The sequence below is a fragment of the Aeromonas sp. NJAU223 genome (genome assembly GCF_051125555.1).
Taxonomy (GTDB): Bacteria; Pseudomonadota; Gammaproteobacteria; order Enterobacterales; family Aeromonadaceae; genus Aeromonas; species Aeromonas veronii_G.
Map to the genome: position 1 here is coordinate 486,724 of NZ_CP144204.1, position 13,730 is coordinate 500,453.

The window sequence follows — 13,730 nt, forward strand, 5'->3', positions numbered from 1 at the left end:
GCACAATGTCCAAACAGATTATGGTGCCGGATATCGGTGCCGATGAAGTGGAAGTGACCGAAATCATGGTCGCCGTGGGTGACAAGGTCGAATTGGACCAGTCCCTGATCGCCGTGGAAGGTGACAAAGCCTCCATGGAAGTACCGGCCCCTGCCGCCGGTATCGTCAAAGAGATCCTGATCAAGGTGGGCGACAAGGTTGCCACCGGTTCCCAGATCATGATCTTCGAAGCCGAAGGCGCCGCCGCGGCTGCCCCGGCTCCGGCTGCTGCCCCGGTTGCGGCCGCCGCCCCGGCCGCTGCACCCGCTGCCGCAGCCCGCAAAGACGTGCACGTGCCGGACATCGGTGACGACGAAGTGGACGTGACTGAAATCATGGTCGCCGTGGGCGACATGGTCGAAGCCGACCAGTCCATCATCGCCGTGGAAGGTGACAAGGCCTCCATGGAAGTGCCGGCACCGTTCGCGGGCCGCGTGGTCGAGATCAAGGTTGCCGCTGGCGCCAAGGTCTCCACCGGTTCCCTGGTGATGGTATTCGAAGTGGCTGGCGCCGCGCCTGCCGCCGTCGCTGCACCGGTTCAGGCCGCCGCCCCCGTGGCTGCTGCCCCTGCCGTTGCCGCCGCCAAAGAGGTCAACGTACCGGACATCGGTGGTGACGAAGTGGAAGTCACCGAGATCATGGTCGCCGTGGGTGACAAGGTCGAAGCCGACCAGTCCCTGATCGCCGTGGAAGGTGACAAGGCTTCCATGGAAGTGCCTGCGCCGTTCGCCGGTGTGGTCAAAGAGATCAAGGTGAAGGCGGGTGACAAGGTCTCCACCGGTTCCCTGATCATGGTATTCGAAGTGGCTGGCGCCGCTCCTGCTGCTGCCGCGCCGGTTGCCCAGGCTGCCGCTCCTGCACCGGCTGCCGCCGCTCCTGTGGCTGCTGCCCCGGTTGCCCAGGCCGCCGCGCCTGCTGCCGCTTCTGACTTCGTTGCCAACGATGCCTACGTCCACGCCTCTCCGGCCGTGCGCCGTCTGGCCCGTGAGTTCGGCGTCAACCTGGCCAAGGTGAAAGCCTCCGGTCGCAAGGGTCGCATCGTCAAAGAAGACGTGCAGGCCTATGTGAAGGATGCGGTCAAGCGCGCCGAGTCCGCACCGGCTGCAGGTCAAGGCACTGGCAACGGCATGAGCGTTCTGCCGTGGCCGAAGGTGGACTTCAGCAAGTTCGGTCCGGTCGAAGAGCTGGAACTGACCCGGATCCAGAAGATCTCCGGTCCTGCCCTGCATCGCAACTGGGCCATGATCCCGCACGTCACCCAGTTCGACGAAGCCGATACCACCGAGCTGGAAGCGTTCCGCAAAGAGCAGAACATCCTGGCCGAGAAGCAGAAGCTGGACGTGAAGATCACCCCGCTGGTGTTCATCCTGAAGGCTGCCGCCAAGGCCCTGGAAGCGCATCCACGCTTCTGCAGCGCCCTGTCCGAAGACGGCACCAAGCTCATCATGAAGAAGTACATCCACATCGGTGTGGCGGTAGACACTCCGGGGGGCCTGGTGGTGCCGGTGGTTCGCGACGTCAACAAGAAGGGTATCTTCGAGTTGTCCCGCGATCTGGCGGAGATCTCCAAGAAGGCGCGTGCCGGCAAGCTGACCGCCGCCGACATGCAGGGTGGTTGCTTCACCATCTCCAGCCTTGGCGGCATCGGTGGTACCAGCTTTACCCCGATCGTCAATGCGCCGGAAGTGGCCATCCTGGGCGTCTCCAAGTCCGACTTCAAACCGAAGTGGAACGGCAAGGAGTTTGAACCGCGCCTGATGTTGCCGCTGGCCCTGAGCTATGACCACCGTGTCATCGACGGTGCCGACGGTGCGCGCTTCATCACCACCCTGAGTGGTGTGCTGTCCGACATTCGTCGACTGGTCCTGTAAGTGAGAGGGTGGGCCCAAAGCCCACCCTTTCTGCTTCTCATTTCATTAACAGGATTGTAAACTTGCCCCGTTTTTTTCACGGCTGCAGCCGCCTTGTCTGGCATAAGACTGTGCTGTCCGGGGATATAAGAACGACAAAGAGGTCATGATGAGTAAAGAAATCAAAACCCAGGTCGTAGTACTGGGTGCTGGCCCTGCCGGTTATTCCGCTGCTTTCCGCGCCGCCGATCTGGGTCTGGATACCATTATCGTCGAGCGTTACTCCACCCTGGGTGGCGTCTGCCTGAACGTGGGCTGCATCCCGTCCAAGGCGCTGCTGCACGTTGCCAAAGTGATCGAAGAAGCCAAGGCGCTGGCCGAGCACGGCATCGTCTTTGGTGCCCCGCAGACCGACATCGACAAGGTGCGTCTGTGGAAAGAGAAGGTCATCAACCAGCTGACCGGCGGTCTGGCCGGCATGGCCAAGATGCGTAAGGTGCAGGTTGTGAACGGCTTCGGCAAGTTCACCGGCCCGAATACCCTGGAAGTGGAAGGTGCCGACGGCAAGACGACCGTGACCTTCGACAACGCCATCATCGCTGCGGGTTCCCGCCCGGTGAAGCTGCCCTTCATCCCCCATGAAGATCCGCGCGTATGGGACTCTACCGATGCGCTGGAACTGACTACCGTACCGGGCAAGCTGCTGGTCATCGGTGGCGGCATCATCGGCCTGGAGATGGGTACCGTGTACTCCTCCCTGGGTTCCGAGATCGACGTGGTGGAGTTTGCCGATCAGCTGGTACCGGCTGCGGACAAAGACATCGTCAAGATCTACACCAAGCGCGTTGCCAAGAAATTCAACATCATGCTGGAGACCAAGGTCACCGCCGTTGAAGCCCGTGAAGACGGCCTGTACGTCTCCTACGAAGGCAAGCACGCGCCGGCCGAGCCGGTACGTTACGACAACGTGCTGGTCGCCGTGGGCCGTGTGCCGAACGGCAAGATGCTGGATGCCGAGAAGGCTGGCGTCACCGTGACCGAGCGCGGTTTCATCGAGGTGGACAAGCAGCTGCGTACCAACGTGGCTCACATCCACGCCATCGGTGACATCGTCGGCCAGCCGATGCTGGCTCACAAGGGTGTGCACGAAGGCCACGTGGCGGCCGAAGTCATCGCCGGCAAGAAGCACTATTTCGACCCGAAAGTGATCCCGTCCATTGCCTACACCGAGCCAGAGATGGCCTGGGTCGGTCTGACCGAGAAGGAAGCCAAGCAACAGGGCCTGAACTTCGAAGTCGCCACCTTCCCCTGGGCTGCTTCCGGCCGTGCCATCGCTTCCGACTGCGCCGACGGCATGACCAAGCTGATCTTCGACAAGGAGAGCGGCCGCGTCATTGGTGGTGCCATCGTGGGCACCAACGGTGGTGAACTGCTGGGTGAAATTGGTCTGGCCATCGAGATGGGCGCCGACGCCGAAGACATCGCGCTGACCATCCACGCTCACCCGACTCTGCACGAGTCCGTGGGTCTGGCCGCCGAAGTGTTCGAAGGCTCCATCACCGACCTGCCGAACGCCAAGGCCAAGAAGAAGAAATAAGCTTCTTCCTGCCCGACAAGAGCCGCTCCCAGGAGCGGCTTTTTTGTTTTTCAAGGTTGAAAGAGATTTGTTTGAGGCTATTTGCTATGCTGAGGCCTCGCCTATCAACCACCGACAACGCCATGCAGATCCCGCCCATCCCGGAACACGAACGCCAACGCCTTGATGGCCTGCGCCGCCTCGCCATTCTCGATACTTCCGCCGAGGAGAGGTTCGATCGCATTACTCGAATGGCTCGCAACATGTTCGAGGTGCCCATCTCGCTTATCTCCCTGGTGGATGAGGAGCGGCAGTGGTTCAAGTCCCGTTGCGGCCTGGAGGCGCGGGAGACCCAGCGGGATATCTCCTTCTGTGGTCATGCCATCCTGGGGGAGGGGGTCTTCGTCGTGGAAGATGCGGCGCTGGACGAGCGTTTTGCCGACAACCCCCTGGTGCTGGGGGCGCCCCATATCCGTTTCTATGCCGGTTGTCCCCTGCATATCGCCGGTGGCTACAAGGTGGGGACCCTCTGTCTCATCGATCGCACGCCACGTCAGCTGGATGAGCGTCAGCTGTCGCTGTTGACCGATCTGGCCGGCATGGTGGAGCACGAACTCGCCGCCATCCAGCTGGCTATTCTGGATGAGCTGACCGGCATCACCAATCGCCGTGGCTTCATCATGCTGGGGCAGAAGTGCCTGCAACTCTCCCATCGACAGGGACGGGAGGCGAGCCTCTTGTTTCTCGATCTCAATCGTTTCAAGGAGATCAACGACAACCTGGGGCACGAGGTGGGGGACGACGCCCTGCGCGAGATGGCGCTCCTGCTCTCCCGGGTGTTTCGCAACGCGGATATCTTCGCCCGCCTCGGCGGGGACGAGTTCGTGGTCTTGCTGCCGGGCATAGGCCCCGAGCTGGTGACCCGGGTATTGACCCGTTTCGAGGCGGCGCTGGCGACGTTCAACCGGGAGGCTGGAAAGCCCTACCGGCTGCAATGTTCCACCGGGGTTGCCCATTATGATCCCGCCCAGCCGGCGGATCTCGAGTCACTGTTGCAGCGGGCGGACAAGCAGATGTATGACCGCAAGAAGGGGGGCTGACTAGCCGCTGCCCTCTGGATTGCCGCCAAACAACAAGGGGACGCATCGCGTCCCCTTGTTGCATTTCACTCGAGCTTACAGCCGGAAATTGCCGACCAGCTTGTCGAGCTCGCCGGCGAGCTGCTGCAGGCTGCGGCTGGACGCCGTCAGCTGGTGGGCGATGTCGGCGGTCTCCATGGTCAGCTGGTTGATGTCCTCCACGTTGCGATTGAGCTCACCCACCACGCTGGACTGCTCCTCGGTGGCGGTGGCGACCTGGATGTTCATGTCGCTGATCTGGGTGATGTGACCGGTGATCTGGCCGAGCGCCGCATTGGCCTCGTCGGCCTGGCTGACCACGGCCTGGCTCTGGTTGCGGCCCTGGGCCATGGCGCTGACGGCGCGGGCGCTCTGCTCCTGCAGGCTGTTGATCATGGTCTGGATCTCGGCGGTGGAGGCGGCGGAGCGGCTGGCGAGGTTGCGAACCTCGTCGGCGACCACGGCGAAGCCGCGGCCCTGCTCGCCGGCCCGGGCGGCCTCGATGGCGGCGTTGAGAGCCAGCAGGTTGGTCTGCTCCGAGATGCTGCGAATGGTGTCGAGAATGCTGCCGATGGAGTCGGTCTGGCTGGCCAGGGACTCGATGACGCCGGCAACCTGCTCGATCTCGGTGGAGAGGCCGACGACGCCGTGACGGGCCTGAGCCACCACCAGGGCGCCCGCATCGGCCTGCTCGTTGGCCTGCTTGGCCACGTCGGCGGCCAGCGAGGCGTTACCGGCGATCTCGGTCACCGTGGCTCCCATCTCGTGGATGGCGGTGGCGACCTGCACGGTACGATCCCGCTGGGCGGTGCAGTTGTGCTGGGTCAGCTGGGCCTTGGCGGCGAGGTCGTTGGCGGTGGCGGCGACCTCGCGGGAGTTGTTGGCGACCTGTTCAATGGCACCGTGGATGCGGGCCACAAACTGGTTGAAGCTGCGGCCTATCTCGGCCAGCTCGTCCTTGCCGCTGAGGCTGGCGCTGCTGTCCAGTGCCAGGTGGCGGGCCACATCCCCGATATGCTGCTGCAAGAAGGAGACACGGTTGCGCAGCCCGATCAGAATGAGGACCGAGACGAGCAGGGAGATGGCGAGGGCGGCGACTATGATGGCGATCATCTGGTTGCGACCGCTGCCATAGCTGCGCTCGCTCAGCTCGTTGCGTTGCTGGGCCTGCTGGATCAGGCCGTCGAGCAGGGCATTGGCCCCCTTGCGCATGACCCCATAGCTCAGGCTGTAGCGATCCCGATAGAGGGCGCGGGCCTCATCCATCCGGTTGTCCGACAACGCTTGCAGCATGGGGGTCAGCTCGTCGCGCTCCATGGCGGTGAACTGATCGAGCAGGGTCTGCGCCTCGGCGCGGGCGGCGGGATCTACCTGGGCATTGACCGCCTGCTCCATGGCTTGACGCATCTCGGGAATATCTTCCTCTCGGGTCTCCTTGACCCGGGTCAGCACTCCCTTCTCATCCCGCAGCGAGGTGTCTTGCAGCAGCATCATGTCGATGCCGACTCGCATGCGTGGAATGCGGGAGGCCACTTCCGCCATGGCCCGCATGGGGGTCGCGGTATTCTGGAACAACTCGTCGGCCTGTTGCTTGATGTGTCCCATGCTGCGCAGGCTGGCCGCGCCAACCAGCAGCAGGGCGAGGCAAGGCACGGTGACCGCCAGGATGAGTTGGTTTTTGATGGTGAGTTTGCCAGCCAGCATGTTGACTCCTTGGTTCGTTGTTGTGTCGCTAATCTAGCGGCTTGTCATGACAATCGTTGTCATGAACGGGCCGGCACTCCATGCCGACCCGGTAAAATAAGGGCGCCGCAGCGCCCTTGGTGATCACAACCTGAAGTTGCCGACCAGCTTGTCGAGCTCGCCGGAGAGTTGCTGCAGGCTGCGGCTGGACGCCGTCAGCTGGTGGGCGATGTCGGCGGTCTCCATGGTCAGCTGGTTGATGTCCTCCACGTTGCGGTTGATCTCGCCCACCACGCTGGACTGCTCCTCGGTGGCGGTGGCGACCTGGATGTTCATGTCGCTGATCTGGGTGATGTGACCGGTGATCTGGCCGAGTGCCGCATTGGCCTCATCGGCCTGGTTGACCACGGCCTGGCTCTGGTTGCGGCCCTGGGCCATGGCGCTGACGGCGCGGGCGCTCTGCTCCTGCAGGCTGTTGATCATGGTCTGGATCTCGGCGGTGGAGGCGGCGGAGCGGCTGGCGAGATTGCGCACCTCGTCGGCGACCACGGCGAAACCACGGCCCTGCTCACCGGCCCGGGCGGCCTCGATGGCGGCGTTGAGGGCCAGCAGGTTGGTCTGCTCCGAGATGCTGCGAATGGTGTCGAGAATGCTGCCGATGGAGTCGGTCTGGCTGGCCAGAGACTCGATGACACCGGCGACCTGCTCGATCTCGTCCGACAATCCGACGATGCCATGACGGGCCTGGGCGACTACCACGGCGCCCGCATCGGCCTGTTCGTTGGCCTGCTTGGCCACGTCGGCAGCCAGCGAGGCATTGCCGGCGATCTCGCCCACGGTTGCCCCCATCTCGTGGATGGCGGTGGCGACCTGTACGGTACGATCCCGCTGGGCGGTGCAGTTGTGCTGGGTCAGCTGGGCCTTGGCGGCCACTTCGTTGGCGGTGAGGGCCAGCTGGCGGGAGTTGTTGGCGACCTGTTCGATGGAGCCGTGGATCTTGGCCACGAAGTTGTTGAAACCGGTGGCGACCTGGGCGAGCTCGTCGCGACCTTCCACCTTGAGGCGCTGGGTCAGATCGCCGTCACCGCTGCCGAGCGCCCGGAACAGGCGTGCCAGCTCGTTGAGCGGACGGCTGACGGAGCCTGCCAGCAGCACCCCGAGCAGCCCCATGCCGACGGCGATGACCAGGCTCACCAGCAGGATGTGCAGGCGCGCCTCGTTCAGCTCGGCATAGACTTCCGCCTCCGGTACCTGAGCCACCAGATACCAGTCGAGCAGCGGGATATAGCTGGTGGCGAGCACCACGGCCTGACCATCCACCTCGGCGTGCGTGGCGGAGAAGGGCTGCTTGGTCAGCAGGCTGCCAGCATCGGGACCGGCCAGCTGGGTCAGGCTGTCGCGATCGATGCGGGCCGCGTCAGGGTGCAGTTTCACCTTGCCGCTGCCGTCGGTCATGAAGACGAAGCCGCTGTCACCGATGCGGAAGTTGGCGAGCATGCTCACCATGCTGTCGAGGGACTTGGCGAGCCCCGCCAGGCCGCGACCGTTCAGTTGCTGGAAGTTGACGAACAGTTTCACCTCGCCGTTGGCCTCGCGGAAGATGCTGAGCATCAGATCCTGCGGGCTCTTGGTGTAGTCGTAGAACCAGTTGTCCTGCTCATGGTTCAGCACGCGCAGGAAACCATCCTGGTTGTAGTAGGCGGCGCTCTGCCGGTCGGCGAAAGAGGCGGTGACCAGGCCGTATTGTGCCGTCATGTCTTTCAACTGCGCGATGAGGATGGGCTCCTGCTCCTTGGGCATGCCGCGCTCCACCCAGTCCAGCACGAAGCGATCGTTGGCCAGCTGCTTGGCGGCCCCGGCGACCGAGGTCAGATCTTTCTCGATCTCCTTGCCGATACGCTGGGTCAGGTTCGGCAGTTCCTGCTCGAACATGCGGGTCTCGATCAGCTGCTGGGCAGAGCGCTGGCTGAAATAGCCAACCAGGAGACAGGAGAGCGCCACGGCCAGGATGACGGTGGCCAGAATTTTCTGCTTGAGTGTCAGGCTTGCAAACATAGGGTGACTCGGGAGTGTGGATCTGGGGTGAGTACATATTAGCGGCCGGTAATACCTCCCCTTGAGTCGTCGATGGCGTTTATTGCCGATTAACGTTTGCGCTCACAGCAGGTCGGGACTGGTTTGGCGCCAAGTTTGCCTGTTTGCCACCGACCGCAGCCAGATGAAATCTCGCCAGCACAGTCAGTTACGGTTACAGTTCCTCATCTGACGGTGAGCCAGCGGCTCACTCGGCTCGCACTGGAACCATGGACACTCATATGCGCATCTTTCCTCTGGGATGGACCCACCTGCTAATGCTCTTGCTGACTGCCGCCCCTCTCATGGTGGCAGCCCAGAACCCTGACCCGGCCAAGCAACATGGCGGCGCCAGGGGGGAGAGGCCAAAGGTGGCGCTGGTGCTCAGTGGCGGCGGTGCCAAGGGGGCAGCCCATATCGGGGTGCTCAAGGTGCTGGAGGAGAAGCGGATCCCGGTCGACATCGTGGTGGGGACCAGCATGGGGGCCTATGTGGCGGGCATGTACGCCATGGGGCTCAGCGCCGAAGAGGTGGAGCGAATGACCCTCGCCATCGACTGGAACAAGGGCTATCAGGACAAGGTCGGCCGCAACGAGCTTTCATTGCGCAAGAAGCAGCAGAGCGAGAAATACCAGCTGCGCACCGACATCGGCATCAACGGGGATCAGACCCAGCTGCCTGACGGCTTCTTCCAGGGGCAGTCCATGGCCAGCCTGTTGCGCCACGCCACCTCCAACCTGCCGGTGCAGAAGAGCTTCGACAATCTGCCCATCCCCTATCGCGCCATGGCCACCGACATGGAGACGGTGACCCCCTTCGTGCTGGATCACGGCAGCCTGGCCAAGGCCATGCAGGCCTCCATGTCCATCCCCGGCGCCCTCAAACCCGTGGATTGGGAAGGCCGGATCCTGACTGATGGCGGTACCGTCAACAACATGCCGGTGGACGTGGCCAAGGCCATGGGAGCCGACGTGGTGATCGCGGTGGATATCGGGGCCAAGCTGCGCACCCGGGAATCGCTGAAATCCGGGCTGGCCATCATTGACCAGCTCACGACCTACATGACCCAGGTCGGTACAGAGAAGCAGAAAGCCCTGCTGGGACCGAAGGATGTGCTGCTGAGCCCGGAGTTTGGCGACATAGGTATCGCCGATTTTGCCCGTATGCCGGAGGGAATCAAGATTGGGGAGACGGTGGCGATGCAATCTTCCAGTCAGCTGGACACGCTCTCTCTCTCCCCTGATGCCTATGCCGAGTATCGCAACCAGAAGCTGAGTCGCCGTGCCGAGCGCAGCGGCCAGCCGGCCTACTACATCGACAAGGTGGAGATCATCAACAAGTCCCGCCTCTCGGACGATACGGTGCGTGCCATGTTGAAGGTACGGCCGGACAAGGTGCAGACCTATGACAGCCTGGAGGCCGGCATCCGCCGTCTCTACGCGCTGGAATCCTTCGATCGCATCACCTATGAGGTGGAAGAACGGGGTGGCGAGAACGTGCTGGTGGTCAACGCCAGCGAGAAGAACTGGGGGCCGGGATATCTCAACTTCCAGCTCGGTTTCTCCGATGACTTCGAGAGCAATTCCAACTACAACGTCGGCATGTCCTACACCCTCACCAACGTCAATGACTGGGGTGGGGAGTGGCTGACGGAAGCGTCTCTTGGCACCGCCAAGCACTTCAAGACCGACTTCTATACACCGCTGGAACCCTCCCAGACCTACTACGGCGAGGCGAGCCTGGCCTATGACAAGACCCCGCGGCGGGTCTTCTTCACCGAGCAGAAGGATTTGGATGTATATGGGCTGCGCTATCTGGATTCGGAGTACAGCTTCACCAGCGTAGATCTGGCACTCGGCTGGAACCGTCAACCCTGGAGCCGGCTGTCGTTTGGCCTTGAGGGCCAGGTTGGGGGCGTCGATATCCAGAACCTGGCGGATGCGGACATCGATGCCCTCTCCTGGGGACCCTATGTGCGTTTCGAACACGATACCCTCGACAGCCGTTACTTCCCCTACGAGGGGATCTATTGGGATCTCAAGGGGGGATATACCAACGTCCGGCTGGAGCAGACCGGTGAGGATACTGAACATGGTGAGGGGCTCAACTACCATCTGGCGCTGATCAAACCCTGGTCCTGGGGCCGCCACAGCCTCAACCTGTTGCTGGAAGGCGGCGGTTCCACCTCGAAGGAGGAGGTGCCCCTTTATGTGCAGGATCTGGGAGGCTTGTTCCGGTTGTCCGGCTTCCAGCATTACCAACTGAGCGGGCGCTACAGCCTGCTTGGGGGTCTGCGCTATATCTACCGGGTGTCGGACAACGACTTCGGCGCCTTCAAGGCACCGCTGTTCCTCGGGGGATCCATCGAGCAAGGTAACGTCTGGGATAGCGGCGAGAAGATCAGCCTGGAGAACTCCTACACCGCTGGCTCCATCTACGTGGGGGTGGAGAGCTTCCTCGGCCCCATCTTCCTCGGTTACGGCATGGCGGAGGGGGGGCATGACATGTTCTACCTGCAATTGGGCACTACCTTCGATTAAACGGGTAATGATGCCTTTTTGTTAACATTTTCATGCCTGCACGCTTTGTGTGTTTAAAAAAATTGAACGGCATTAGTTGGTTATGTAGATCCGGTGAATAACCGTACAGGCTTTGGATTTTAATTAGTCGTTAAAACTTATATAGTGGGGGGCACCCTACGGGTGTCCCGCAAGGACGATCGCCGCGAGCGTGGGCGAGCCCCAAAAAAAAGACCAAAGAGGAATTAGTCGTGCTTGAAACATACCGTAAACACGTCGCAGAACGTGCCGCCGAGGGCGTAGTCGCCAAGCCTCTGGATGCAGAGCAAGTCGCCGCCCTGGTTGAGCTTCTCAAGAACCCGCCCGCCGGTGAACAAGATTTCCTGAAAGAGCTGTTGGCCTCCCGCATTCCCCCGGGCGTGGATGAAGCGGCCTATGTGAAAGCCGGCTTCCTCACCGCCATTGCCAAGGGTGAGGCCCACTCCCCGATCCTGACCGCCGCCGAAGCGGTCGAACTGCTCGGTACCATGCAGGGCGGCTACAACATCCAGCCGCTGATCGATCTGCTGGACGATGCCACACTGGCTCCTCTTGCTGCCAAGGGCCTCTCCCACACCCTGCTGATGTTCGACTCCTTCCACGACGTGGAAGAGAAGGCCAAGGCGGGCAACGCCCACGCCAAGCAGGTGCTGCAATCCTGGGCCGATGCCGAGTGGTTCCTCAATCGCCCGGCCCTGGCCGAGAAGATCACCGTCACCGTGTTCAAGGTGACCGGCGAGACCAACACCGACGACCTGTCACCGGCACCGGATGCCTGGTCCCGTCCCGACATTCCACTGCACGCCCTGGCCATGTTGAAGAACGCCCGCCCCGGCATCACCCCGGACAAGGACGGCGTCATCGGCCCCATCAAGGCCATCGAAGAACTCAAGCAGAGCGGCTTCCCCCTGGCCTATGTCGGTGACGTGGTCGGCACGGGTTCTTCCCGCAAGTCCGCCACCAACTCCGTGCTCTGGTTCATGGGTGACGACATCCCCCATGTGCCGAACAAGCGCGCCGGTGGCGTCTGCCTCGGCGGCAAGATCGCCCCCATCTTCTTCAACACCATGGAAGATGCCGGCGCCCTGCCCATCGAGGTGGATGTCTCCAAACTGGAGATGGGCGACGTGATCGACATCTTCCCCTATGAGGGCAAGATCAAGCGTCACGGCACCGACGAGGTGCTGGCCCAGTTCGAACTGAAAACCGAAGTGCTGATCGACGAAGTGCGCGCCGGTGGCCGTATTCCGCTCATCATCGGCCGCGGCCTGACCGACAAGGCGCGTGAAGCGCTGAGTCTGCCGTTCTCCACCGTGTTCCGTCGCCCGCAGCCGGTGGCCGATACCGGCAAGGGCTTCACCCTGGCCCAGAAGATGGTCGGCAAGGCGTGTGGCGTGCAGGGCATCCGTCCGGGCACCTACTGCGAGCCCAAGATGACCACGGTCGGCTCCCAGGACACCACGGGCCCGATGACCCGCGATGAGTTGAAAGACCTGGCCTGCCTCGGCTTCTCCGCCGATCTGACCATGCAGTCCTTCTGCCACACCGCGGCCTATCCCAAGCCCATCGACGTGCAGACCCACCACACCCTGCCGGACTTCATCATGAACCGCGGCGGCGTCTCCCTGCGTCCGGGTGACGGCGTCATCCACTCCTGGCTGAACCGCATGCTGCTGCCGGATACCGTGGGTACCGGTGGTGACTCCCACACCCGTTTCCCCATCGGGATCTCCTTCCCGGCGGGTTCTGGCCTGGTGGCCTTCGCCGCCGCCACCGGCGTGATGCCGCTGGACATGCCGGAATCCGTGCTGGTGCGTTTCAAGGGTGAGCTGCAACCTGGCATCACCCTGCGGGATCTGGTCCATGCCATTCCCTACGCCGCCATCCAGCGCGGTCTGCTGACCGTCGAGAAAGCGGGCAAGAAGAACATCTTCTCCGGCCGCATCCTCGAGATCGAAGGTCTGCCGACCCTGAAGGTGGAGCAGGCATTCGAACTGGCCGATGCCAGCGCCGAGCGCTCCGCCGCCGGTTGCACCATCAAGCTGGATAAAGAGCCGATCATCGAGTATCTGAAGTCCAACATCGTGATGCTCAAATGGATGCTGTCTGAAGGCTATGGCGACGTGCGCACCATCACCCGCCGTATCAAGGGGATGGAAGAGTGGCTGGCGAACCCGGTATTGATGGAAGCGGACAAGGATGCCGAGTACGCCGAAATCATCGAGATCGATCTCGCCACCATCAAGGAGCCCATCCTGTGTGCGCCGAACGATCCGGACGATGCCCGTCTGCTGAGCACGGTCGCCGGTGACAAGATCGATGAGGTGTTCATCGGTTCCTGCATGACCAACATCGGCCACTTCCGTGCCGCTGGCAAGCTGCTGGAGAAATACCAGGGCGAGCTACCGACCCGCATGTGGATAGCGCCGCCTACCAAGATGGACAAGGATCAGCTGACCGAAGAGGGTTATTACGGCATCTTCGGCCGGGTTGGTGCCCGCATCGAGATCCCGGGCTGCTCCCTGTGCATGGGCAACCAGGCGCGGGTTGCGGAAGGGGCCTCGGTGGTCTCCACCTCCACCCGTAACTTCCCGAACCGTCTGGGCAAGGGCGCCAACGTCTATCTGGCCTCTGCCGAGCTGGCTGCCGTTGCCGCCATCACCGGCAAGATCCCGAGCGTGGACGAGTACCTGCAGTACGCCAAGTCCCTGGACGCCACCGCGGCGGACACCTATCGCTACCTGAACTTCAACGAGATCGCCTCCTACACCAAGAAGGCCGATGAAGTGATCCTGCAGCAAGCGGTATAAGGGCTGGCGCCAACGGGCGCGAG

General features: G+C 62.4%; 7 protein-coding genes. 5 read left to right on the top strand and 2 right to left on the bottom strand.

Features of this window, described 5'->3' with window-relative positions:
- Positions 1-5: 5 nt before the first annotated feature.
- From aceF to VZC39_RS02350, 3 genes are all read left to right on the top strand, one after another.
- Positions 6-1,910, top strand: coding sequence for a pyruvate dehydrogenase complex dihydrolipoyllysine-residue acetyltransferase (aceF, locus tag VZC39_RS02340; protein ID WP_349920829.1), 1,905 nt, complete (start codon positions 6-8; stop codon positions 1,908-1,910).
- 148 nt (positions 1,911-2,058) lie between these two features.
- Positions 2,059-3,486 (top strand): dihydrolipoyl dehydrogenase, encoded by a 1,428-nt coding sequence (lpdA, locus tag VZC39_RS02345; protein ID WP_349920830.1) that lies wholly within the window; start codon positions 2,059-2,061, stop codon positions 3,484-3,486.
- A gap of 122 nt (positions 3,487-3,608) precedes the next feature.
- Complete coding sequence (locus VZC39_RS02350; RefSeq protein WP_349922342.1) at positions 3,609-4,565, top strand: GGDEF domain-containing protein; 957 nt, start codon at positions 3,609-3,611, stop codon at positions 4,563-4,565.
- Positions 4,566-4,640: 75 nt separating this feature from the next.
- Here VZC39_RS02350 and VZC39_RS02355 read toward each other — a convergent pair whose 3' ends face one another.
- A complete protein-coding gene (locus VZC39_RS02355; RefSeq protein ID WP_349920831.1) occupies positions 4,641-6,287 on the bottom strand; it encodes a methyl-accepting chemotaxis protein in 1,647 nt (548 codons plus the stop codon).
- A 123-nt stretch (positions 6,288-6,410) separates the two neighbouring features.
- Positions 6,411-8,321 carry a methyl-accepting chemotaxis protein gene (locus VZC39_RS02360; protein ID WP_349920832.1) on the bottom strand — a complete coding sequence of 637 codons (1,911 nt, stop codon included), beginning with the start codon at positions 8,319-8,321 and terminating at the stop codon, positions 6,411-6,413.
- A gap of 260 nt (positions 8,322-8,581) precedes the next feature.
- On the opposite strand from VZC39_RS02360, the gene VZC39_RS02365 reads away from it, so the two are divergent.
- Together VZC39_RS02365 and acnB are read left to right on the top strand one after the other, a co-directional pair.
- Positions 8,582-10,879, top strand: a complete 2,298-nt coding sequence (locus VZC39_RS02365; RefSeq protein ID WP_434665380.1) for a patatin-like phospholipase family protein — start codon at positions 8,582-8,584, stop codon at positions 10,877-10,879.
- A gap of 230 nt (positions 10,880-11,109) precedes the next feature.
- Positions 11,110-13,707 (top strand): bifunctional aconitate hydratase 2/2-methylisocitrate dehydratase, encoded by a 2,598-nt coding sequence (acnB, locus tag VZC39_RS02370; protein ID WP_349920834.1) that lies wholly within the window; start codon positions 11,110-11,112, stop codon positions 13,705-13,707.
- Positions 13,708-13,730 lie beyond the last annotated feature (23 nt).

What these genes read in the sequence shown, in the direction of transcription:
- VZC39_RS02355 (WP_349920831.1), bottom strand. Translation starts at nt 6,287, where the DNA reads ATGCTGGCTGGCAAACTCACCATCAAAAACCAACTCATCCTGGCGGTC.
- aceF (WP_349920829.1), top strand. Translation starts at nt 6, where the DNA reads ATGTCCAAACAGATTATGGTGCCGGATATCGGTGCCGATGAAGTGGAA.
- VZC39_RS02350 (WP_349922342.1), top strand. Translation starts at nt 3,609, where the DNA reads ATGCAGATCCCGCCCATCCCGGAACACGAACGCCAACGCCTTGATGGC.
- lpdA (WP_349920830.1), top strand. Translation starts at nt 2,059, where the DNA reads ATGAGTAAAGAAATCAAAACCCAGGTCGTAGTACTGGGTGCTGGCCCT.
- VZC39_RS02360 (WP_349920832.1), bottom strand. Translation starts at nt 8,321, where the DNA reads ATGTTTGCAAGCCTGACACTCAAGCAGAAAATTCTGGCCACCGTCATC.
- VZC39_RS02365 (WP_434665380.1), top strand. Translation starts at nt 8,582, where the DNA reads ATGCGCATCTTTCCTCTGGGATGGACCCACCTGCTAATGCTCTTGCTG.